General features: G+C 36.8%; 19 protein-coding genes. 6 read left to right on the top strand and 13 right to left on the bottom strand.

Going from position 1 to position 25,132, the window contains the following annotated elements:
* Positions 1 to 83: 83 nt before the first annotated feature.
* On the bottom strand, positions 84 to 791 hold the full coding sequence (gene cpaB, locus M2R48_RS10175) for a metalloprotease secretion chaperone CpaB (protein ID WP_262086016.1): 708 nt from the start codon (positions 789 to 791) through the stop codon (positions 84 to 86).
* Positions 791 to 2,587 carry a metalloendopeptidase CpaA gene (gene cpaA / locus M2R48_RS10170; RefSeq protein WP_262086015.1) on the bottom strand — a complete coding sequence of 599 codons (1,797 nt, stop codon included), beginning with the start codon at positions 2,585 to 2,587 and terminating at the stop codon, positions 791 to 793. The genes cpaB and cpaA overlap by 1 nt, the downstream gene beginning before the upstream one ends.
* A 566-nt stretch (positions 2,588 to 3,153) precedes the next feature.
* Here cpaA and M2R48_RS10165 point away from each other — a divergent pair.
* The gene (locus tag M2R48_RS10165) at positions 3,154 to 4,077 is read left to right on the top strand and encodes a metal-dependent hydrolase (protein ID WP_262086014.1); all 924 of its coding nucleotides are present in this window, start codon (positions 3,154 to 3,156) and stop codon (positions 4,075 to 4,077) included.
* 163 nt (positions 4,078 to 4,240) lie between these two features.
* On the opposite strand, the gene fumC is transcribed toward M2R48_RS10165, so the two are convergent.
* Both fumC and M2R48_RS10155 read right to left on the bottom strand, forming a co-directional pair.
* A complete protein-coding gene (gene fumC / locus M2R48_RS10160) occupies positions 4,241 to 5,635 on the bottom strand; it encodes a class II fumarate hydratase (RefSeq protein WP_004821410.1) in 1,395 nt (464 codons plus the stop codon).
* Between the two features lie 156 nt (positions 5,636 to 5,791).
* Positions 5,792 to 6,796, bottom strand: coding sequence for an SDR family NAD(P)-dependent oxidoreductase (locus tag M2R48_RS10155; protein ID WP_262086013.1), 1,005 nt, complete (start codon positions 6,794 to 6,796; stop codon positions 5,792 to 5,794).
* A 69-nt stretch (positions 6,797 to 6,865) separates the two neighbouring features.
* Here M2R48_RS10155 and tusD point away from each other — a divergent pair, with 69 nt between their 5' ends.
* From tusD to M2R48_RS10135, 4 genes are all read left to right on the top strand, one after another.
* Positions 6,866 to 7,234 carry a sulfurtransferase complex subunit TusD gene (tusD, locus tag M2R48_RS10150; protein WP_262086012.1) on the top strand — a complete coding sequence of 123 codons (369 nt, stop codon included), beginning with the start codon at positions 6,866 to 6,868 and terminating at the stop codon, positions 7,232 to 7,234.
* A gap of 43 nt (positions 7,235 to 7,277) precedes the next feature.
* The gene (locus tag M2R48_RS10145; protein ID WP_262086011.1) at positions 7,278 to 7,628 is read left to right on the top strand and encodes a hypothetical protein; all 351 of its coding nucleotides are present in this window, start codon (positions 7,278 to 7,280) and stop codon (positions 7,626 to 7,628) included.
* A 20-nt stretch (positions 7,629 to 7,648) separates the two neighbouring features.
* Complete coding sequence (locus M2R48_RS10140) at positions 7,649 to 7,933, top strand: DsrH/TusB family sulfur relay protein (RefSeq protein WP_239045683.1); 285 nt, start codon at positions 7,649 to 7,651, stop codon at positions 7,931 to 7,933.
* A 101-nt stretch (positions 7,934 to 8,034) separates the two neighbouring features.
* Positions 8,035 to 8,346, top strand: coding sequence for a TusE/DsrC/DsvC family sulfur relay protein (locus M2R48_RS10135; RefSeq protein WP_004821403.1), 312 nt, complete (start codon positions 8,035 to 8,037; stop codon positions 8,344 to 8,346).
* A gap of 79 nt (positions 8,347 to 8,425) precedes the next feature.
* Here M2R48_RS10135 and M2R48_RS10130 read toward each other — a convergent pair whose 3' ends face one another.
* The 7 genes from M2R48_RS10130 to M2R48_RS10100 all read right to left on the bottom strand — a co-directional run bounded on the left by M2R48_RS10130 (position 8,426) and on the right by M2R48_RS10100 (position 21,595).
* Positions 8,426 to 9,769 (bottom strand): hypothetical protein, encoded by a 1,344-nt coding sequence (locus M2R48_RS10130; RefSeq protein ID WP_262086010.1) that lies wholly within the window; start codon positions 9,767 to 9,769, stop codon positions 8,426 to 8,428.
* A 194-nt stretch (positions 9,770 to 9,963) separates the two neighbouring features.
* A complete protein-coding gene (locus M2R48_RS10125; protein WP_262086008.1) occupies positions 9,964 to 10,497 on the bottom strand; it encodes a DUF4303 domain-containing protein in 534 nt (177 codons plus the stop codon).
* On the bottom strand, positions 10,497 to 15,623 hold the full coding sequence (locus M2R48_RS10120; protein ID WP_262086007.1) for a PAAR-like domain-containing protein: 5,127 nt from the start codon (positions 15,621 to 15,623) through the stop codon (positions 10,497 to 10,499). Before M2R48_RS10120 ends, M2R48_RS10125 begins: the two co-directional genes overlap by 1 nt.
* A gap of 28 nt (positions 15,624 to 15,651) precedes the next feature.
* Complete coding sequence (locus M2R48_RS10115; protein WP_262086006.1) at positions 15,652 to 17,013, bottom strand: DUF2169 domain-containing protein; 1,362 nt, start codon at positions 17,011 to 17,013, stop codon at positions 15,652 to 15,654.
* A gap of 82 nt (positions 17,014 to 17,095) precedes the next feature.
* Entirely contained in the window at positions 17,096 to 19,345 is a 2,250-nt protein-coding gene (locus M2R48_RS10110; RefSeq protein ID WP_262086005.1) for a type VI secretion system Vgr family protein, read from the bottom strand.
* A gap of 302 nt (positions 19,346 to 19,647) precedes the next feature.
* Positions 19,648 to 20,127, bottom strand: coding sequence for a winged helix-turn-helix transcriptional regulator (locus M2R48_RS10105; protein ID WP_262086004.1), 480 nt, complete (start codon positions 20,125 to 20,127; stop codon positions 19,648 to 19,650).
* Between the two features lie 250 nt (positions 20,128 to 20,377).
* Positions 20,378 to 21,595, bottom strand: a complete 1,218-nt coding sequence (locus tag M2R48_RS10100; RefSeq protein ID WP_096734064.1) for an alkane 1-monooxygenase — start codon at positions 21,593 to 21,595, stop codon at positions 20,378 to 20,380.
* 191 nt (positions 21,596 to 21,786) lie between these two features.
* Here M2R48_RS10100 and M2R48_RS10095 point away from each other — a divergent pair, with 191 nt between their 5' ends.
* Positions 21,787 to 22,707, top strand: coding sequence for an AraC family transcriptional regulator (locus M2R48_RS10095; RefSeq protein WP_004720615.1), 921 nt, complete (start codon positions 21,787 to 21,789; stop codon positions 22,705 to 22,707).
* Between the two features lie 115 nt (positions 22,708 to 22,822).
* Here M2R48_RS10095 and M2R48_RS10090 read toward each other — a convergent pair whose 3' ends face one another.
* On the bottom strand, positions 22,823 to 24,697 hold the full coding sequence (locus M2R48_RS10090) for a SurA N-terminal domain-containing protein (RefSeq protein WP_262086003.1): 1,875 nt from the start codon (positions 24,695 to 24,697) through the stop codon (positions 22,823 to 22,825).
* Positions 24,698 to 24,826: 129 nt separating this feature from the next.
* Entirely contained in the window at positions 24,827 to 25,099 is a 273-nt protein-coding gene (locus tag M2R48_RS10085; protein ID WP_004720620.1) for an HU family DNA-binding protein, read from the bottom strand.
* Positions 25,100 to 25,132 lie beyond the last annotated feature (33 nt).

Below are 25,132 nucleotides of genomic sequence, written 5' to 3'. Positions count from 1 at the left end.
TTTGTTATGACGCAGTAATTACTACACTCATTTTGTTGCTACTTCAAGTTTAGAGAATAAATCATGTCTTTAGATTAAAAAAATTAATGTACATGATCCGTCTCCTTTTCCGCTGCCTCAAGTGCGGCAGATTCATTGGCAACGTCATTGACCCATCCATAGCCATTTTTCATCAAAATGGCATAGGTTTTACCATCTGCTGTAATCATACCCATGGTAAAATTGTCTTTAATGGTTTGAGTAATATGAAACTTCTCATTATTTTGATCTCCTCCTTCTAGAGAGCCTGACCAACTGACAATATCTTCATCCGGATCTACCTCTATACGTTCTATAGCGGCCTGTCTGTTTAAACCATAGCCTGGCACATTAAATACGATTTGATCGCCGACATTCTTCGCCTCTAAGGTATATAGGTCATTCCTCAGAAATATTCGCCCATCTTTTTTTTGTGCATCTGTCAAAGGAACAGGATTATGCATAGACACGGTATCAACAGTACTCAAATTGAACATCTGTTGATTGAAAATTCCTGCACGTAATTTGTCTTCATCCAGCGTTACAAGTTTACGGCGAGCATGGCTGTCTTTTATACGTTGCAATACTTGTGTTTCGGTTAGATTTGTATTTAGCTGCAGTGAATTCACTTGATCGATTTGTTCATTTTGTTTAGGCGCAATCGCTTTAGCTGTATCAGCTGTCTCCTGTTGACCTGAGATGAACCAAGCCAACAAAGAAACCACCAAAACAGTTAAAACAACGGAAATAAAGAGATATATCCGTTTATTCATTATGGATTAACCGCCACTAGAAATTTTGAAATGGCTTCAACATTCTCATTAATTTTTCTTAAGCCATCAAATTTGTCAGTTTCACCTAAACGCACGCCATATTCAGGGCTATAGATATCTGGGCTCGAATATAAGCCAATTTGATTTCCACCCATAATGGTACTGCCTAAAGGATGACCAAATCCCCAGTTATAACCTGTGGTTCGATCAAAACTGTGTCCGAGTCCCATGTTATGCCCTAACTCATGCCGCATTGCGGTGATACCACAACCATAGTTATGTGATCCGATCATGTTGTACTTGCTCGGTGTGCTATTTACATAAGCGAGACCGCAACCCAAATGATCTGTAATGGTATATATCGCATCAGCACCTGTTCTGGTTCTTTCCGCTTGTACGGTGGTATCTGAACGCCCTAAATTAATCGCATCACCGAGTGTCGTTCCAGGAATTCGATAATCCAAGTATCCGACTTCTTTGTAGTAGGCTTTTGCTTGCGAGTTTTCAAGCGCTTCATTGGTTAATCTAAGTGCTTCACGGGCTTGAATTTTTGCAGCAGTTGCACCAAGTTTGTCATTGACTACGGGACTATTCACAAGTAGCAAATCAATCTGATAACTATCGGTATTCCAAACACCATTGTTAAATACCAAACGGATTTTATCGCCTTTTTTCAAACTTGCGCTAATATTGCTAGCCGAAACTGTAAACGCTGTATCCGCAGAATTAGATAAGATAACCTTGTCACCAGACTGAGCCGCTGGCAAGTTTACAACAGGCGCCCATTGCGCATTATCAGCGGTTATTTCAACGACAGGGGTTTTAAATGTGAATCCCTGTGCAGCGGTGTTTGCAGTGAATAAGGTTTTAGGAGACGAAGCCAACACCCAATACGATTTATCTGCAATATAAATGAACTCGTAACGATTGCCCTTGTTAAGTTTTAGGGTTGCAGTGGTATTGGTTTTTTCATTTTCAATCACTGATTGCCAGCTTGCAGTTGAGCTAACAATGATACGATCTCGGTCGTTTGCTGTTTGCGGTAATTTTAATGAAGACACCCATGCCCCATCAGCAAAACGAATTTCTGTTTTAGGTGCAGTTAAATTTTGCAAAGCCGTATTTAATGCCGCAGTATTACCATTGATCACGTTGATAATACGTGTCGGAACAGACAGTGGAACCCATTTACTCAGTTCTTGATTATATTGAAAGATATATGCATCATTTTTATTGACAACCAATGTACTTGGAAATAATGCATTTTGTGAATTAATTTTGGAGGATTTAAGCGCATTAGACTTAACCACAAGGATCTGGCCATTCTGACCTGTTTGCGGTAAATGAATTGTCTCAGTCCAAGCAGCATCACTTACAACATATTGAGCCTGTGATTGTTGAAATACTGGAATGGTATTGCCATTTTTTTCAGGCGTAAAATTGGCAATTTCAGGCGCATAAAACTCCCATTTTCCATTACTAAATTTAAAACGATAACTGTTTCCAGACTTTAGTGTGAGAACGCCTTTTTTTTCAATATTTACATTACTTAAATCAATATCACTGTCATAACCCGCAGTTGATTGAATTGTAATTAAGGCACCTTCTTTTGCTACATTCGGTAAGGAAATATTCTTTACCCAATTGCCATTGGATACACTAAATATCAGATCATCATAGCCTGTTGGAATGATCCCACTCTGGTTATTCTGGTTTGGTGATAGCGTGGTTGCGGCTATGGCAAAAGTGACCATGCCACTTGTAATGAAGACTGTAATAACTTTTCTTTTATTCATGTTATACCTGAGTCAATATTATAAAGTTGAGCTGACACTATAAATTAATTTTTATTGAAAAATAAAATTAAAAATTGTTAATAAAATCGATAAAACCAACAACTAACCCAAGTACTGTAAAATTATAAATATATGATATATAAATAAAAATAAATATTACAACTTAAAAACAATGCAGAGCTTATAAAATAAAACTTAGTAAAATCATCAATCTAAACCAATCAATAATTCGTGAATTATCCTTCTTTTTTTGTTGAACAATCGCTGAGTTTAAATCTCAGTATTTCAATATAGAAATTTGATATTTCTATAGATGATTCAACCCATTAAAATTATTTTTATATCATCTAATCCACATTGCTTTTCACGTCTTTATTTTCTGGATTTTTAAATTAAGAAATAACAATATCAATAACTTAAACAAATAATATTAAATTTCTAAAGCAATATTTTCTATTCAAAAGAGTACAAATCACAAAAAAAGTGTCCTCAAAGGATATGGTCGCTAATTATTCTAAATGGTAAAAACTTTTAATCTCTTAACAGTTTCATGTTGGATAACCACAATGATCACGGAAAGTCATCAAATTAAAGCAAGAAAAGTATATTTCGATTTTTCTGAGTCTTCTGTATGTTGGATGCCAGATGATCCACTCTGTTCACATATCGCCAATGGTATCAATATGCTTTTGCCTGCGGGCGAGTTTTGGTTCTGTCGAGTATTTAATAAAACCCTTCCACATATTAGCGATGAAAAATTAAAACAAGACGTTATTGGCTTTGTCCGTCAAGAAGCTGCACATGCACGCGCGCATGAAAAAGTACAAGACTTTTTAAGAGAAAATGGCTATGACATACAAGAACCATTAAATCGTGCCCATCTTGTTTTCAACATTTTATTAGGTGACAAACCATTAGGAATTCCTTTTTTAAAAGGAAAAAAATTTGACGAATATTGGTTAATCTTTCGTGTAGGTGTTATTGCAGCGATCGAGCACTTTACAGGTACAATTGGGCAATGGACACTTGATAGCAAATCTTGGGATAAAGCAGATCCAGCTATGGCTGATTTATTCCGCTGGCATCTTGCGGAAGAAGTTGAACATCGTTGTGTCGCTTATGATTTGTTTGAGCATTTATTACAACAAAAGCTAGGTTTTTATGTTTCCAGACAAATCATTATGATGGGAATTTTTCCGCTTTTTATTTACTTCCTCGTTGATTTTGCTCGTAGTCTGGGCCAACAAGATACTGAACATCAACAAATCCAAAAATTAATGCGCCGTGGATTCTTTGCTTTTATTCGAGAGTTTGAAAAAACTGCAACCAAAACAGATCACCTACCGACCATTAAATACTTATGGAAAGCCACTCTACGTTGGACCTCTCCAAAGTTTAACCCAATTCATGAAGGCGATACTGAGCAGGCTTTAGCCTATATGTCACGTTCACCTGCTGTTCAGTATTTTGAGAAAACGGCGCTCAATTAGAGGGTCATCACATAATAAAAGTGACTATAAAGCTCGGAAGAAACATGGTTAATGCGAGTCCTATAACTCCTCCAAATTCAAAATAAAAAGCACCTTAAGGTGCTTTTTTAGACAACTGATGCTTAATCAATAAATCATCAAAAGCATAGTCGCTTATAACTCATTATTTCGCGTTTGGACGTACCATTTTTTCAGGTTGTACCACTTCATCAAACTGTTCAGCCGTGACAAAACCAAGTTCTATCGCGACTTCTTTTAAAGTCTTATCTTCTTTATAAGCCGTTTTAGCAACTTTAGCAGCATTTTCATAACCAATCACAGGATTCAGTGCTGTTACCAGCATCAATGAATTATGTAAGAAGTAATCAATTTTTTCACGATTTGGCTCAATCCCTACAGCACAGTGTTCGTCGAAGCTGTTACATGCATCGCCAAGCAATTGAATCGACTGAACAAGATTATATGCAATCACAGGCATATAAACATTCAGTTCAAAATTTCCCGCTGCACCTGCAAAGTTAATCGTGGTGTCATTCCCCATTACTTGCGCAACCACCATGGTCATTGCTTCACATTGGGTTGGGTTGACTTTACCAGGCATAATGCTTGAACCTGGTTCATTCTCAGGAATACGCAACTCGCCCAAACCACAACGTGGTCCACTTGCTAACCAACGTATATCATTGGCAATTTTATTTAAACTCGCAGCTAAGGTTTTCAATGAACCAGAAGCAAATACAGCAGCATCACGACCAGCAAGTGCTTCAAACTTATTGGGATTACTGATAAATGGTAATCCCGTCAGTTTGGCTAATTCTTCCGCTGCTTTGTCTGCATATTCAGGATGCGCATTTAAACCTGTACCAACAGCGGTTCCACCAAGTGGTAACTCATAGAGCCACACCAATGCCTGTTGTAAACGTTTTAGTCCATGATCCAGCTGTGAAACATAGCCACTGAATTCCTGTCCTAATGTAAGTGGTGTTGCATCCTGTAAATGAGTACGGCCAATCTTAACAATATCGTCAAACGCTTCAGATTTGCGATGTAAAGTGTCTCGTAAGCGTTTTACTGCTGGAATAAGCAACTCATTGATTTGTACCGCAGCAGCCACATGAATCGCTGTTGGAAATGAATCATTGGTAGATTGTGCACGATTGACATGATCATTCGGATGCACTGGCTTTTGCGAACCTAATGGATTACCTAATTTTTGATTGGCAATATTGGCAATGACTTCATTACAGTTCATATTACTTTGCGTACCTGAACCTGTTTGCCAAACCACCAAAGGAAATTGTGAATCCCATTTGCCTGAAATTACTTCATCGGCAGCATCGACAATGTACTGTGACAGATCATGCGGAATTTGGTTTAAGCTGGCATTGGTTATTGCCGCTGCCTTTTTGACCAGCCCCATCGCTCGAATCATCGGGCGTGGCATATGTTCTGTACCAATTTTAAAGTTTTCTACGCTTCGCTGAGTTTGTGCGCCCCACATTGCTTCGCTTGGGACTTCAACATCGCCCATTGTGTCATGTTCAATACGTGTTTGCATTTTCAACCTCTTCTTTATCCATATCTTATTTTCAAGTTAAAGCTTGTTTTGACAACATGTGCGTAAAAACACCAGCTTCAGCGAAGCGATTATGCTAAACAAATCAACCAAACATGTAAATGATAATTATTTACAATAATCATCTATTTTGGATTTTTATCGATTGTTTAAGGTATTTTGATAAAAACGCCATTCATCTTCAATCATTTGTTTAAGCGAGCGTTGTGCTTTCCATTTTAAAACCTCAAAAGCTTTTTGGCTGGTAGATGCAACCTGATCCAATTCATCTAATTTATACACCGCATCAATTTGATGGATTTGACTCGCCGTAACCTCTTCGATCAAGTGGATCAGGTTTTGTATCGAACTGACAGGACCTGCAATATCAAAACTTTGATAAACATTACCCTGCTCATGTAGCCAAAGAATAGTTGATTTAATTGCTTCACATACATCAAGTACATGCACAAAGCTACGCTCAGTCGTTTTATCCTCAGTCTCAGAATTACGTTGTACTTCAATTAGATCACGTTGTTGAGCTGCAACTTGTAAAGCCAAAGGGACAACATTTTTAGGTAGTGGTGCAACAAATTCACCCAAGATACCATGCTCAAATGCACCAACTACATTTGAAACCCTTAAAATGGCAATTTTCCATTCTTCATCAGTTTTAAAGGTGTCTTTAATGATTTCTTCAATCATTTGCTGAGATTTTATATAAGGATTGGGATAACTATAATTAAATGTGGTTTGTTCATTCAGCTCTAAACTCGATTGCGCATAAACCATAAGACTAGAAAGATGTACCAAATTTCTGACACCGGTACGCTGCATCGCACGTAATAAACTCATAATACAACTGAGATTGTCATTATAATATTCAAGTGGTTTTAGGTTTGACTCTTCAATGGACTTAAAACCCGCACAATGCACAACGGTATCTATGGAATATTGTTCAAATACTTTATTTAAAGCGGGAGTATTACGAATATCAATTTTGACAAAAGGAATATACATTCCTGTAATAAATTCTAAGCGCTCTAAGCATTGCAGATTGGCATTGGCTAGATTATCCACAATGACGACCGCTTGCCCTTGAGCTAGCAAACTTAAAACCACATGCGAGCCTATAAAGCCTAAACCACCAGTCACTAAAATCATTGTATACTACCTATCATTATCAAGTTTGAATGTTGCAAACTGTCCATTCTCCAAGTGAATCGCCATCAAATGAGTACTTTATTACTAATCACCGCAGCACCGACTTCAATCCATGCATGGCATGCATTGGGTTTAGCTCAAGCACTGCAAGCTGAAGATCAAGAATTTCGTGTTTTCTTTTATCAAGATGGTGTACAAGTTGCGAACAACTTGCAATGGGTTCCTGACGATCAACGTAATTTATCTGTAGAATGGAAAAAACTCTCAATTCGACTTCCTGTCTGTGTGAGTGCTGCATTAGCGCGGGGGATAACAGATCAAGAGAATGCCAAACGTCACCAAATTCCAGCCGATAATCTTGCAAAAGGCTTTGAACTTGTGGGTTTAGGCGAACTTGCAGATGCTGTTCAATCTACAGATCGTATCATTCAATTCTAAGTTGATCATCCCATTAGCGTGTTGCATTTAAAAGGTAATTTGTGTGAATACTGTGCTCGTTGTGATAACCCAAGCAAATTTAAATACATTGCAGGTACATGAAAGTTTGTCAGCAACCATGGTTCTTGCAACTTTTGGCTTTAAAGTCAAAGTGTTACTTAAAGACGCTGGATTAAGCCTACTTAAATCAGAAATGGCTTTTAGCCAATTAAATCACGTATTTAAGCTTGCTTCAAATCTGGTCGATAGCTTTGAATTCTATGATTTAACACCAGTTTTAGTAGAAAATATGAATAAATCCTCGACTTTTGTTACTCAATCACAACAAGAGTTGGAATTTGTAGAACTGAATGCTGAATTTATTCAGTCTTTTGATCATGTGTTGTATTGGTAAGCTGTGGATGGAAAGTTCAAATGTCAGATAAAACACTTTATTTAATTCAATCTTCTTTTATACATACAGACCATATATTGAATCAGTTGGATCAACTGTATGGTTCTCATGATCACATTGTTTTAATGGGTGATGCGGTACTGTTTGCAGCAGATCAGCGTTTAACAAACAAACAGAATCTTTATCTTCTTGAAAATGATGCTGAAATTTTATCTGAATCCATTCCTGAAAATTTTAAATCAATTTCTTACCCACAATTTGCTCAGTTGGTTTTAGACTTTAGCCGTTGTATCAGTTTAAAATAGTGAGCTAGGTTGTCAATTATCTTCGATTTTTTAAAAATCAATCTTTGATGTTTTGTTGATCAAAAGTTACATTGTTTAAGTTGTTTTGTTTAGGTTGTTTTATGAGCTTTGAGTTAGACCAAGATGGTCATTTAGTAGATTACACCATTTGGAATGAACAGGTTGCCCAAGAGTTGGCACAAAGTTTAGATCTACAACTGACCCCATGGCATTTTGAAGTGTTGCATGCAGTACGTCAATTTTATACCCAGTTTGGCCACTCTCCAGCAACTCGTCCACTGATTAAATTTTTAATGAAAACGATCAATCCAGCAATTGATAATGCTGTTCTACAAGATAAGTTTAATACAGGACTGGTTGCCCGCCATTTAAGCCGTTTGGCGGGTATCCCTAAACCTGCAAATTGCTTGTAATCTATTTATAGACAGTGATCCGTTCACATATATGTTAAGGTGAATGAACCCCCTCTAGATTAGGGCTTAGATAAATAGATTATTTCACTCTTTTTCTAAGTAAATCCCATTGGTACTTGAAAAAATAGCTCAACGAAAAAGTGGGATTGGGTATAGCCCTTGACTTAGTCTTACTATTTTTTTCTTTCTCATCAATTTTTATATGATCATAATCCAAAAAATTACCTGTCAAACCCCGTAAAAACTGAAAAGACTTGCCTTGGGGATTAATTTTTTGGGAGTCAAACAAATGAATCAAGCCAAAACGATGTCCCAACTCATGTACAACAACTTGATTAAATATATTCTCAGGACATTTTAATAAGACGACACTTTCTCCCCCACTACCAACGCCTTCTTTTTTAGAAACATTTGTTACAAAAACATAGTTTTTTATTGCTAAATTTTTATCTTGATATTGTTTATAAAATTTACTTAAATCACTTAAAAAATAACTGGTATCATTGATATTAAGTTTGTTTAAAGAAATATTTACATCAACATCATTTTTACGATACTTTCTAAAATCGAATGCTGGAGCATTTATTATTTCTACATTAATTAAAGCTTGGTTAAATGATCTATTTTGTAAAAAATCTTCATAATCATATGAACGTATAGTTTTTTCTTCATTAGTAATCACATCTACAAATATAAGTTTTAAAGTCGGAATCACAGCATTATGGTATAGCATGAGCTGACCAACAACTTCTTTACAACCATTTTTTTCTGCATAGACTAAAATCTCTTCATGGTTTTCCAATGCACTTTTACATACAATATTAACTGCATTTGAAACTAAATATTTCTGATCATTTTCTTGATTTGATAATTTTTTGTTATTTCCAAAAGTACTAAGAAATCGATTAATATTCATTTCTGAAGGATCAATGACAATATTTGGGTTTGATGCTTCAAACTTAAGAATAGTTCCATTATTTTTTAACTCAAATTCTTTATTTTTATCAATTGGATTTAATTCACCATCATTCTTATCTTCAATTAGATTTAGCTCTAAATCTAGTGATACACTATAGTTCTCACCTTGACCCGAACGATGAACATTAAGCCACTCTGTTGAGTAAATAGCCAACCATGCAGGTATATATTCTTTACCATAAGGCAAAATTTTTGTTTTTTGCCCATGTGTATAAGTGCTTTTGAGTGTATCTATATCGCCAGTCACTAAAGCAACTTCAATCCTTTTTTCACTAGATGTTAAGGGTTGATAATAGGTCATTTTTTTAAAAAATTCTGGACGGTACCAATCAAAACCATAACGACCATCATACACTCTGTCCTCTGCACGTCTAAAATGAATTGTAAATTCTTGAAGACAGGTTTGACTTGTTTTTCCAACTTTTGGGCTTGAACCAATTCCCATATGATCGCTCCGAATTACATATTTCTAAGTTATTTAATTTTTTCATCATTTAAATAATTCTTAATAAATATAGTGTTTTAACCATGAATTAAAGAATAAGTAATGTCCATTATTAACCTATCAAATATTTATTAAACCATTAAAATGCATATATAGATTAATTACACATGTTAGAATATAACAGCCTGTAAAAATTAAATTTCTTTCAATAGTTCATCCAAAAGTTCTGATTTCCCATTAATACTTTTTGCCGATTTTTTAATAATTTTAGGTTCACCAGGTAAATTTATAAAAAAAACAACATTATTAAATGACGAGTCAATTTTTCCTGTCAAATCCAACTTCGTTTGTTTTAAACTTTCAATATACATTTCTAAATTTGCCTTTTTCTCATCTGTATATTTAAAACCATCTTTAAATTTAGGTATAATTTCTTCCCTATACCTTTTTACAATAATTTGGGTAAAATCGTCTAAACATGGTTTCACACTATCATCAGTTATCGTAAATAACCATTCTTCAGAATCCCATTTCTTTTTTTTGTGCTTATTTTTAAGACTACCGTATGTAGAAACAGCTAAATAAGCTGTTAGAATATCAGAATCAACAATTAAACTCACAGCATAAATCTCGTCCTGTTTATCTTTCATGTAATGATATAAACAAATAGTTTCATTCATTATACACTCTTTTAAAAATTCAATTTGCCTACTTTGCCAATCTAACATTATCTATATCCTCCAAACACACTCTTACCAATTTTTTGTAATGCAACTCTCATAGCTTTATCTGCATCATCTTGTGCTATTTTTCCACACGCTAAATCTTTTTGAATCTTTTTATCAGCCTTTTCTAACCCTTTAGTTACTTTCTCAGCATTTTTCGCGGTATGTACTCCTTCACCATTATTCGCAATCATTAAGTTAGCAGGATCAGTTAAAACATTAATTGAATATTTTGCTAAGATATTCTTCGAACGTTTTAAAAATGGCGCTTGAGCTTTACCTATATAATCCCCTTTAAAAACAATATGGTGCCCATGTGGATTTGTCATTCCTATAGGAATAGAATGTCCATTACTTAACGCGATACCCAACCAACTTAATCCAAATGGATCCACCCATTCAACAGGATTCGGCGCATATTGAAATTGATTTTCACCACCCAATAAACCAATCGGATCATGACTCACAAATCTTCCAGCATCAGGATCATAATACCTAAAACGGTTGTAGTGCAAACCTGTTTCTATATCATAAGTCTGCCCCTGAAAACGATGCGGTTGTAAAAGATAAGATTTTTCGATGGCATTCAATTCAATTGGCTGTGCTTCAACAGCTTGCCACTCAACTGCAACTGTATTACCCCACGCCTGATATACTGCGTCCCATGCAATGTCACCTGAGTGAGATGTCAGTTCTCGTGGTGTTCCCAAATGATCATTTTGATACCAATAGATCTGATATGCTGAGTGTCGTCGCTGTTCATCATTTGCAACTTCAGGTATTGTTTGGAGACTACCTAGCCCTTCAAGTTCGCCAATATTCTGTAAAGCAATGTGCTTCAGCTGATTGATCTTTTCTGTGTCCACATGGGGTAATAGATCATCATTGGCTGCTTCAGTTAATTTATCCTCAAGCCAGACTAGACGGGCAAGAGGCACAAAGCTATCTGCTTCATATACAGTCGTAAAAACATGCAGGCCATTATAATCTTGTAAAATTCTATTCCCATCCCAAACATTCCAGACGGCTTGTTTTTGAATCAATGTTAATTGTTCTGTTTGTACTGTTTTTGAAGTAGGTTGGGTAATGGAGCGGCTCAGTGCACTCGGCTGACTCGAATTCATACCACCTAAACTGAAATTAATTGAAGAGCCAAGCCGATTCGAACTTTCAAGATTGGGTTGAATGTCTTGTTTTTCGATAGCTCTCGTTTTGAGCTTTACTTGATGCGTAATTAATGCCTTTTTATAGATTTGGCTTTGTTTAGCGATACGGCGACCAAATGGATCATAACAATATTGTGTTTGAATAATTTCTTGTCCACCACAACCATCAGGCTTTATCGATGTCGATGCTTTTAACTGGTTCTGCTCATCCCAATCTAAATCAATCTGTCGAGTGCTCAACTGATGTAAGACATGGTTATTGCTCAAATGTTGCTGAATATAACCAAATGCTTGTTGATCTTTCATCTGAATCCGTTTTTGAATTACCCGCCCTAGGTCATCATATTCAAAATCAACAGTTTGATGTGATTGCTCTAAATGTTTGACACGATTGTCTTTTATTTGATGATTAGATATTGAAGCATTATTTTCATCACTCGATGTAATTGGTAAAATATTACTTGCAGGATCAAATGCAAAACGTTCACGAATTTGTATAAAGTTTTCACTCTGACCTTGTGTTATCAATTCACTACTTGTTAATCGTGACAATACATCATATTGATAGATCTGTTTACGTTGCCAACCATGACTATCAGTCGTTCCAATTGCCAGAGCATTTTGTTGAGAAGCGGTTTGATAAAGATAACGCTTATCTAAAATCTCTTTCAACTGACCCGCTTTATCATAATCATACAAGCGCTCTAAACGTTTACGAGCTGGAGTTCTCTCCCAAGCTACTTGCTGCTCAGTCAGTCGTCCCATTGGATCAAGTTTAAAGGTAGTATGGAGTTGTCCCTGTGTCCGTTCACATTCCTGATGTAAGTTATCGCGTTTTAAACTGCTGATTTCATGTATACCTTCGCTGTCTTGCAATGCATAATGCCAAGCATGACCAGAACCATAGTACATGGTTTTCAATTTTCGACCATCGGGCAATATTGTTTCTATGCGATTACCCAGTTCATCATATAAATGTGTCAGATTATGTGAACGTTGTACATGTTCTTGGGAAATTTCATTATACCAGTGTGCAATTAACTGCTCTTTTGTAAGTTGCCCAATCTCGTCATAACTCAGTTTAACGTGGCTGTCCATATTACGAGCTTGTAGCAATTGCCCAGCTAAATCATAGTCGTAACGTATACGCTTTTTCTCTGTCAAATCTTGATGATCGACAATATATTGTTCTAATAACTGTCCAAGCATATCCCGTTTGAAGACTGTACCATATCGTACTTGCTTGTTTTCAGTGTATTGTCGATGCTTAACCAATTTCCCTGCTGGGCTATATTCATATTCAGTTCGTATATTGTCAAACGTGGTTTCAGCAATGACTTGATCATTGCTATCGTACTCCAAAGTCCACATTTGACCATTTTCATTGGTTAATCCAACAAAACGGCGCAATTGATCATAATGATAGCTGACAACACCATTGGCAGGATCTATACGACGTATAGGTAAACTGTCATGGCTATATTGATAGCCAGTCGTTCGTCCTAAAGCATCTCGATACTCTACTAAACGTTCTAAAACATCATATTTAAAATGCTCAATACTTTGATCCGGATAAATAATTTCACACGGTTGCTCCTGACGAGCATAGTATTTAAATCTAGTTTCATAACCTAAAGCATTTTTGACAGCAATTAAACGCCCATAATGGTCATAATCATATTGGGTAATTTTATCGCTACAGTCTTTGTATTTTTGCAAATTTGCATATCTGTCCCATAACATATGCTTATGACCCCCTTTGGCATCAACAACAGCATAAGCCATGCCTGTAGGCGTATATTTAATTTGAGTTTTTTGTCCCAAAGCATCAGTAACGACTAGAGGTTGTCCAGCAAAGTCATAAGCTGTTGTTTGATTATGCCCTAAAGGATCAGTCACTTGAGTTAAATGACCATTTGTCCAAGATAATGAAATTTCACGCCAAATAGGAAGTTTTGTGACCAGATGATAGTCAATTAGGCTTCTAATTTTTGTCAGTTCTGCACCACTATATTGGTATTCTGTAATACCGCCATCAGCATCGGTCTTTTTGAGAAGCTGACCTGAATTATTGTAAGTATAATATTCGGAATAACCTTTTGGATCCACATATTGGATTAAATCGAAAGTATCATTGTAGTAAAATTTTTCTACTTTTTCTATTACTGTATTAGGTGCTGAAATAACATTGGTAAATCCTGCCTGATAATCAAATATAAACTCTTCACCCGTATTGATCCAATGTCGAGTAACCTTCCCTAGAGGCGAATATTCATTATACTCATAAAAACTACTCACACCACCAATCTCGTGATGTGCAGTAAGAATATGATTTTTCCATTCGTATTTGCGACTTAGACGCAATTTGTATTGTGAAGGTTCATTCGCTTCAACAGGACTATCATCAATGTAAACATTGATTAAGTCAGCATCTTTGGAATATTCATAACGCACCAAAACTTTGACATTTAAAACATCGTCTAAATTTTCAAAGTTTCGATGGGCTTCATGTTCAGCTTGAAACAATCTTTCTTGTAATGAAAAGGCATGCATTGCAGATGCGATGTCTAAAGGATCTCGTGTTTCCAAACCTTGTAAGAGCTTTATCTGTTTCAGTCGTATGTGATCTTGAACTTCAATAAAATCGAATGCCAGTACACGTCCTATACTATCTACAATATGACTTGGATAATTTTTTCTGACTTCATCTTTATGTAAGTACTCCAGCCCGATTCGGTTACCATAAAGGTCGTAAGTGCCTGTGCACAATAGCAAGTGTTCAGGCTTTTTGCTTAGGTTTTCGACTTGATGGTGAAATTCATAATAAGTGGATGCTGACTCTAGTGTACCAATGGCAATGCGAAATTTATAAGATTTAGATTCATTTGTTTCATTTTCAACTTCACGAATGAGTGTGAAATCCTCATGAATTGAATAAAAACTATCCTCCACCTCTAAAAAAGGAAATTCAATCACTCTGCCAAAAGGCAATAGCACATCAATTCGATCATGTGCAGGTAGAACTTTAATTTGGATCGCATATGGACAATCCCATCCCTGACCAAACCATGTATATGGATTCTGTACAGTGCCTATTTCACTATTACTCGCGTAGCTACGCTGCCAAACTAAAGGAAATGCTGAGTTTAATGAGAAATCAGTATCCATATCTCCCATTAAAATCTTACAACCTTGCATAGGATTTACAGGCTTCCCTTTTAAAGCTTTTTTTGCGGCTTTCTTACAAGGCTTACACTTTTTCGGTTTTTTACCTTTGCCCTTAAAACTTGCTCCATTTTTAGCTTTTTTTGCCTTTTTCGCTAATTTTGCTGCATCGGCTGCCTTATCAGCAGCTTTAACAACTTTACGTCCGACTTTTGCACCTGTCGCAGCCCAACCTGCGAAGGGAATCATAGCAGCAGCCGAAAGTGCCGCACCAGCATAATCTCCACGTGCAAGACATATGACACAATTTAAACCGTCAGCAATTTCTCCTAGCCCTGGAATCAATCCGACCACATCTAACGCGAGTTGCAAGCCATCCAAAGCAGTATTTAACATCTCATTAAGAGATGGCATTTTGACCACTTTACCCCGTGTATTGCCTGTCTTACCGTCAGAGCCATTCATCCAAAAGCCATCATCGACTCGAACCGTCCACTTTCCATGAACTTTAAAAGTATTACTTTTATCAAGTGGATAACACTCGCCACCCACCGTTTGGCTTTTAATTCCTTTTAAAATACCGAGTTGATCACCAATGGTACGTGATACACAACTTTTATCATGTAAAACAAAAGGATGGCTATTCGCTCTAACATTATCTTGAACTTTAGCTGAATCTTTTAAAAATGCCACAACTGGATAAGGCACAGGGATATTGGGTGGTGTCTTACATACATCTGGGCATGTAAATACCACCATCCAACCCGACTCTTTTCGAAGCATTAAATTATCAGCCATATTTTTTCCTTATTATTTTCTATTATTTTTAAGATGCCATTTCAAATAACACACCTTCAGCTTGGTCACTAAAACGTGCTTCAACTTTGGTGATTGGGGCTGTATCTGAACGAATCCATGCTTTATGGGTTAAACTGATGGTCATATTGTCTGTATCAATGAATACCGTTTCAGTGATCATTGGAAACGGAACTACTCCACCACTTTCAAAAAACATCACAATAAAGGGACGGTGCCCTAAAAAATCAACTTTTAAATAACCTTTATTTGAATCTTCTGGTTTGGTTAAATTCCAAAGTTCTAAACGGGCATTGGGGTAAAAAAATTCAATTTGCTGATCTTTAGGTGCACCATTCCAATACGCATAGTCTGTATCCTGGGGTGGGTAAGGATGTTGCTCTTCTAACCATTTTTCATCATAAGTGCCTGCTAGAGCAATTCGAGGAGACCATGGTCGTCCCAGAAATCCAAAACCTGCAGGTTGATAAGGATATTGTTCACTCACCTTGTCCATGATCTTTGCAGTAAGTGTGGTCTTTTTAGGATGCTTAACAAATGCAGGCTTCGGCTGACGTTGCATGTGATATTCAATACGTGGAGCTGCAATTGTTTTAAAGTTTTCGATTTTTTCATCTTTTTTACGATAAGAATTTACCTTTTCACACGCATCGAAATAACCATCTTCAACCCAACCTCGCCCAAGTGGATTGGTAAAACACATCTCATTATATAAAGTGATACCTGTGCCATCACTGCTTTTATTTAAATGATGATGCCCTCCAAAAGCATAATCCCAACGTATAGGCAGTTGTGTAAACGGTTTTATTGATGTTCGTTTCCATCCAGGCATCAAAGTGTTTTGTTTAAACTCACTTTCACCCAACACACTTAAGGTTTTTTCAAGTTGAGTAATATATTTCCGATGTTGTTGTTGCTTTAACGCGTGTTGATAAATTTCCTGATCTTTTTGCCATTGTCTTTTTTGTGATTCAGTCAAAGACATTAAAGGATTTAATGGTATAGGTTCTTGAGGTTTGTCAATTTCCGACAGAGGTTCTGGGTAGCTGATTTTTAAGCGCACTGCAATTGCAGTCATTTCCTTCGCTTCAGGCGTATATGCATTGCCATTTAAAATAACATCACAAAAAGGTTTATAAGGGGCTAAATCACTCTCGACTTTTACACTACTGTGTCCAACTTCCCCCCAAAACTCATCAGCAAGACATAATGGTATAGAACCATCTGTGATTAACTCCAAACTCCACTGATCATTGCCATTTCGAACAATCTTGTAACTCACTTTCATGACCACAATTTGATGTTCTTCTTTATTTGGATCTGCTGCACTATAAAGTAATGCAGGAAATGGTGTTTGATTTTCTAATTCCACTTTAAATTCTCAATATAAAAATATAAATATTTAAAATACCCACTTTCTGATTTATCAAATCAAATATTTGAAACTATGTAGATCAATTAATATCAACATCATTACCATTAATTTGTACCAAAGTTTCACCTTCAATTAAAATCTTAACCCCTGAAATTGTGATCGTTCCATCAGACTTCAATACTAAACTTGCTGAGCCCACCTGCAATTCAAATTTATCTGCAACATCAATATTATAACTATTTCCTACACTGACATTTTTTGCCAAACCCACTTGTTCAAATTGTGCTAAGCCAACAGCTGTATTCATCGCACCAGCAACAGTTAAAGCGTGCCCTGCGCCAACTGTCACAGCATAAGCAGCACCTACATTTAAAGCTTTAGCAACAGCAATACTTTCAACTTTATTTAAACCCACATTGACTGTTTGATTTTGTCCTACTGAAGTCGATTGATTCTGAGTCACTGAAACTGACTGATTTTGTGAAATACTGGCATTTTCATTTGCAACAACAGTTTTGGTACGGTTTTGCTGGATGGTGATGGTTTCGTTACCTGTTACGGTTTCGGTACGATTTGCTCCAATATTAATAGTCTCATTGCTTCCAACGGTTTCCGTACGATTTACACCAATACTAATCGTTTCATTATTTCCAACCGTTTCTGTACGATCAGCGCCAATGCTAACTGTTTCATTGCTACCGACAGTTTTGGAGCGATCCACACCGACAGAGTGAGATTCGTTATTTTCAACCTCAATTCGTTGGTCTTTTTCTGCGTGAATCCAGACTTCCTCAGCACCTTTTTTATCTTCAAAGCGAATCGCATTGGCATTATCGATCGTCGCACCTGTGGACGAACGTGAAAGAATACCTGACTGTGTTGCATTATTCGGAAGATCCCAAGGTGGTAAATTATCTTCGTTATAAACACTTCCCGTAATAATCGGTCGGTCAGGGTTACCCTCTAAGAATTGCACAATAACCTCTTGTCCTATCCGAGGAATAGAAACCATACCAAAATTACTGCCCGCCCAAGCCGTAGCTACACGCACCCAAGCAGATGATTCTTCATTCTTTTTGCCTAAACGATCCCAATGGAATTGGACTTTAACACGACCATACTTGTCGGTATAAATTTCTTCACCTAATGGTCCTACCACAATCGCTGTTTGTAATCCATAAATTCGAGTCATTTGACTATTTAAGTAAAGTATAGGCTTCCAAGGAACATCTCGTTGAATACATGTCATTTCACAGCGATATTGCGCAGTTTCACGATCTGTTTCGAATAAATAATTATTTCCTGCGCTGTGCTGAATACCTGTCACCAAATATTCTTTTTCTTCACCTCCGGTCCGAGATAGCTTAAACCAATGACCAATCTCAGCATAAGCATCATTGGCAACCATAAACTTTTGATTATTCAACGCAAAATCAGCTTGGCTTCTTGACACCAAATCGTTTTTACCTTGATCAAAGTCTTTAAACCCATATGCGCCTGAGTACGTATAGTTTTCTAAATCCGTAAGTTGGTCTGGTGCATGAGACGAACTAAATTCAGCCTGTAAAGGATCAGGTGATTTAAAATCAAAGCTGCTCGCTGTATATTTGCTAAAACTCATTTGTGATTGATCAGCAATTGAAATAACGCCCACACCAGTATTATGTGCTTCATTACCTCTCCAAATGAGTTCTTGGTTCTGATTTTGAATCGAGTTTGTAATTGTGGATTGATCAATAATATGCAACGTATGACTATCTTTACGGTGTTCATACCAATAAATCCACCCAGCCGCTTCCCATTGGCGTTGCAAATAGTTGTAATCACTTTCATTAAACTGAACAGAAAAAGTTGTTTCAGGATCTTCACCACGAATATTCCAAGCAACATCGTGATTGATACATTTTTCAAAAAGCTTAGAACTTCTATCCTTTAATGTTTTTTCTTGGAATATCTGACAATCTTGACGATACTTTAAAAATGCTAACCACGGTTTAAGCACCATTTCATATCTGACATATGCGCCGTCATTCTTTAAAAATTTAAAGCTAAAGATATAGCCATTAAAAAAACGTGAAGAACCATCGAAACGCTTCATTTCCACAGTTGCCATTTTTCCGATCATTTCTTTGAGTGGGATGTCTAAACTATCCGCAAGAATTTCTATTTTGAACTCAAAATCTTGATTAAAATTTTCTGTCGCAACAATATGGTTGGCAACCATTTGATTTGCGAAAGGCACATTATTATCAGGAAAACTTAGTTTTAACATCCTGTTTTGTTGCTGAATTGAAGCAACAAGTTGTTCCATCTTTTTTGTGTAACTCATAATATTCTTCTAAATATACAAATAAAAATTTTTAAGCTTACTTTAAGAAATATAAAAGAACTTTGGATGTAATTGCGTTTATTTTTGTAGTCAGCTTATTGATCTCAAACACCCACAACATAAGCATATGAATTTTAATTAAATTTATAATCCATATCAAAAAATACTACTTTGATCGTATCTTGTCATCGTGTTTATGCAAATCCTTATTCACAGAAAAATTACTGATTTTTAAATAAAAATATTAACATTATAAATCTGCGTTCTATATATTTTTTATACACACCGAGCGAGTAATTAAATCAAGCTAATTTTTTCTGTGCTAAGTATTGAAAAAACGCTGAGGTAACGATTGGCTTCACTTGTCTCGCATTCACCGCCTGCTGACATTCTGAACATACCAATACCGGAGTAAACTCATGCCCACAGACGGTATGTTGATACACCATAGGTGCACCCAGCCCCTCATCCATCCATTTATCCGCCCATGCCACCATGGTTAATAAAATAGGGTATAGATCTAAGCCCTTTTCAGTTAAGCGATATTCATAACGCTCTTGTCGATCGACATAAGCCACTTTAACCAGTATTTCATGCTCAACCAAACGTTTTAGCCGTTCAGACAATACATGTCTTGTCACACCTAAATTTTCTTGAAAATCATCAAAACGACGTAAGCCCATAAAAGCATTACGTAAAATAAGCATGGTCCATCGATCACCCAATACAGATAATGTACGCGCAATTGAACACGGTTGATTGCCTATTTCTTCCCATTTCATACGAAGTTCCAAATTACATTTGTAAATTTAAAATACCATTAATGAATACTATGAAATAAACAGAAAAAGAAAGATAGTATTTCAGGGATTTTTTTTACATTCATTAAAATTAAGCGACAAGTGCCTATGCTTTAATAAGGATGGCTCACAACCAAAAGTAGCGTTAGTCAACATTAAAAAATGCTGGGATATTTTTAATGCTCAAAAACAATAAAAGCCCAATTCTGGGCTTTTATCTTAAAATTAAATTTTACTTATTCAACAACTTGTCCACGACACCAAACTTTTTAAAAATGCTTGCTCGGCGTTTTGGATAAATACTGGCCTTATTTAAATCACCCTTGTAATGATCAAATACCCGCTTATCCATAATTTTAAACCACCACGACGGGATCATCGCTGGCAACAGCATACTTGCATAACCGCTTGGCAATTCAGGTGCTTCATCGAAGTGACGTAATGCTTGGAATGGGCGTGTCGGAAAGGCATGATGGTCTGAATGACGTTGTAACTGATATAAGAATAAATTCGTTACGATGTTGTTATTGTTCCAACTATGCTCAGGCATTGTGCGTTCATATTTGCCATTTTCATCTTTCTGGCGCAACAAACCATAATGCTCAATATAATTGATGATCTCAAACAACGTAATACTATAAGCTGACTGGGTTGCCAAATAAGGCAAAATACCTTTACCAAATAACCCGACCATGGATGAATGGAATGCTGCGGTCATTGTCCAACCTTGCAATAACTCATTATCTTTAGACCAGAATCCAAGGCCCTTACGTTTAAGACGGTTAGTTTCAATTTCAATCGCTGATTTAAATGAACCAATGACGGTACGTGGTAAAAACTCATAGAGCGTTTCACCCATTTGCGATGAGGCTGGATCTTCAGGCGTTGCAGCGCGTTTATGGTGTCCATAAGGATGTTCGATACGGAAATGGTTATAACCTGATGGAACCAATGCCAAATGCGATAAAATATGGTCCATACGGTCATGCTTATGGCTTAACTCATGTGCTGTGTTAATGGCAATACCATTAATTGCACCCATTGAGACACCTAGCAAAATCTTATCTAAAAGAGATGTTTGTTTACGTCCCACCAAATAACAAGCATATACATTGGCGACATATTGAATCGGAATAAAGGATTTAACCAAACGTGAATAATATGGATCTTGCTCAAGTAATTTTACATCTTCACTGGTCGGATTGTTTTTATCCTTACCAATCAATGAATCTATGGCTGGAATAATCACATGCAGTACCAGTGGCCCACCCAATGCAAAAACTTTTTTCAGTGGCTTAGGTGCAACATGATATCCCGCTAAAATTCCTAACCCAATCACTGGAAGTGATGGACTAATCATCCAAAGATAACGCTTTTTATCAAGTGCCAAACCTGACTTTGGTTTTAATTGTTGCAATTGCTGCTCTGTCAGTTGAACTGGTGCATTCATGGCTATATCTTCCCTATCTTTCTACTTAGTTATATATTTATGTAAAATTCAACTTAAAGACAGTTGTAAGCGTCCATAAAACCTATGAAAAAGTCTTTGGCATCTTCAACATAGAGTTTGTCCTTTGCGCACATGTTTTAATAGCATGAAACATTTTTATTATTTGAGAACAGGAAATTTGAACTGAATCTATGGATGCTTTAAGTAAAATTTTTGATGATATTCATCTCAACCATTCAGAATATATTTACCTTCAAGCTCAAGGTGATTGGTCATTTCAGAGCCCAAAACAAGATGCCGTGATCGCACATATAGTTCTGTATGGAAATGCTTATTTAGAATTTTCACCCAAAATGACTGTTGCACTACAAACCGGCGATATGTTTTTAATCCCAGCAGGATTAGCACACACGGTAAAAAATCATTTAGACACGCAGTTAGTTGAAAGCCTCAATATAGAATCACTATTTGATGGATTAAGACAAGACGCAATCGAATTTGGTCAAGGAAGCTCAGAAAAGACCCTTATCCTTTCTGTACGATGCCATATGAATGCAATCATGGCTCGTCCATTGATCAATGCACTGCCACCATATTTGCATATACAAAATGCCTTGAGTGATGAAGCACCTGAATGGCTTAAAATTGGATTATATTTTGTTTCTGCTGAAACGCGTAGAACCATGGCGGGTAAAAATAAAATTATGGATCACGTCGTCAGTATTTTGATGATCGAGTGTGTACGTGACTATATTGAGCAAATGCAAGATCACAATAACTGGTTAAATGCCCTCGTGCACCCTGAACTTTCAAATGCCCTTGCTGCTATCCACAGCCGTCCAGAACAGAGCTGGACCGTAGAAAGCTTAGCTGAAACCTGTTGTATGTCGCGTTCTAAATTTGCCAGTTTATTTAATCAAATTATTGGGGAAACACCTTTAGCCTACTTGCAACAACATCGCTTACGTCTTGCCAGCCAGCTAATCAAACAGGGACAACTGCCTATTCAGCAGATTGCACACCAAGTGGGATATTCATCTGAAACTGCATTTAGCCAGGCGTTTAAGAAACAATTTGAACTTAGCCCAAGCCAATATCGCAATCAGATCTAAAAAAGATTAGAGACATCCGCTAATCACATCTTAGTGATATAGCTCCTGTACTCACGCTATTTTCCATTTCACATAAAAAAAGCGCCGAGGCGCTTTTTTTATCAGAGAAGATCAATTATTTAATTTTTGCTTGTGCTTTTAAATAACGCGAATAATCATCTAATAATTGTTCACCACGGAACTTCTGATACATTTGCGTAAGTTGCTGAACTTCAGCAGGATCCATCTGAGCAGTATCTACTTTTTTCACATTCGCTACAGCCACAACAACTAACTCATTTGGCAGTTTCGCAGTGCTGACAGACCACATGCCTGCTTTAGGTACTGGCTGACTAAAGGCAACACGCTCAATCTCACGCTTAAGGCCTTTTGAACGAGTAAATGTTCCTGCATGGACAAAGTTAGACTGATATTTCGCAGTAACCTCTTGCGCTGGCAATTTTTTGAAATCCGCAATCATGGCATTTAATTTTGCATGCGCAGCATCAAACGCTTTTTGTTCAATCAATTGTGCTTTTACACGCGCAGTTGCTTGCGCTAAAGGCTGTACACCGGCTGGATGATACTTACGAACTTTAACCCAGACAACATCACCATTGGCAGTTTGGATATTACTTGATGCCGTCGTATTTCCGCTTTTCACATCATCATTAAACAGTTTAGATTTAACAGCAGGATCAGCAAGAACTGGATTGGTTGTCGTTAAATTCACATTATTTGCAGATTGAACTTGAACAGTCTTCACTGCTTGTGAAACCACATCCAATGCATCACTGTTGACCACTTGCTCATTTAAACTATTTACAGTGTCAGAGAAATAGTTAGCAGATTTATTCTTTAAAACTTCAGCAGTCAATTCAGCTTTTTTTGACTCAAACGATGGTACTGAATCTACTGGTGTATTCACTTCAATCAAATGATAACCGAATTGAGTTTTAACAGGCTTAGACACTTGACCATTGCTGGTTGAGTTGACAGCTTTATCAAAATCATCACCAAAGGCACCTGGCGCATAGGCAGCAAGTGCACCACCTTTCGCTTTAGAATCAGGGTCTTCTGAATATTGCGCAGCAGCTTGAGCAAATGATGTACCTGCCTGAATTTTTGCATACACTTCATTTGCAAGTGTAGCAGCTTGCTCAGGCGTACGAGAATCAGTCGTGATCAGAATATGTTTAACATCTCGCTTCAAACTTTGCTTATATTTCTCGACAAACTGAGTATAAGCTTGTTGTAATTCAGCATCAGTCACTGCCGCATTTGGCTGTGTCAATGTCGCTGGGCTGAGCACGACATAGTCCACATCCACTGAAGCAACTTGTTTAAACTTATTTTGATGCTTGTTGTAATAATCCGCAATTTCCTGATTGGTCACTTTAACATTGGCTTTATAGTCATCAAGTTTAACGCTTGATAAGAATAATTCACGTTGTTCAGATTGCAAGTTGGCAATTTGCTGGATATCCAATTTACTGATCAGTGCATTATCCGAAATTGTAGAGCTCAAAATGCTTAAGGCAAAATCTTGGCGAATATTTTGGATAAATGCTTGGCTAGTTAAACCCTGTGAACGTAAATAATTTGCATATAGTGTATTTGAAAATTTACCATTTTCCTGAAATGCTGGAATTTGTGCAATTTTCTGTTCAATTTGAGCATCGCTCAAAGTCACACCTAACTTATCAGCTTGTTGTCTTAAAAGACTTTGGCTAATCAGGTAATCAAGTGCTTTATTTGCAATAAATTCTTTGTTCAATAAAGACTCATCCCCATGTATAGCAGGATTTGCCAATAATTGATCTGTATAGCCTTTTGTAACCGTTTCTAACTCTTTTTTAGAAATATCTTGACCATTAACAGTTTTAGCTACGTCTGCTTTTTGCCCACCGCTGAAATAGCCTTCAATACCAACCACAGCAAATGGCGCTAAAAATAACACAAGGAGAACTTTACCAAACCAGCCCCTTATGAGAGTGCGAAACGATTCCATGAGTATTCCAATATTATATTTCGTAAGGATTCTAACTGAAATTGTGAAATGAATGAACGAGCAATCACTGATAATTTAATATATTTCATAAAAAACGCGCCACAAAGGCGCGCTTTTAACAAGCTCAGATTAAGCTACTGAGTCTTTTAAGCCTTTACCAGCTTTAAAGCTAGGTACTTTGCTTGCTTTAATCTGAAGCTCTTCACCAGTTTTAGGGTTACGACCAGTACGAGCAGCACGGTCTTTAACACTGAATGTGCCAAAGCCGACTAAAGTCACTGTGTCGCCTTTTTTAAGCGCTTCACCAATTGAAGCAATAGTCGCATCTAATGCTTTACCAGCATCGGACTTTGACAATCCCCCTTTTTCTGCAATCGCATCGATTAATTCTGATTTATTCATGAAGATTACGTCCTCTTATATCGTTTGTTTAAG

It is taken from the genome of Acinetobacter sp. I-MWF, from assembly GCF_025433935.1.
Classification (GTDB): Bacteria; Pseudomonadota; Gammaproteobacteria; order Pseudomonadales; family Moraxellaceae; genus Acinetobacter; species Acinetobacter guillouiae.
The sequence above is the reverse complement of the archived record's forward strand: the minus strand, read 5'-3'. Positions and strand labels throughout refer to the sequence as shown.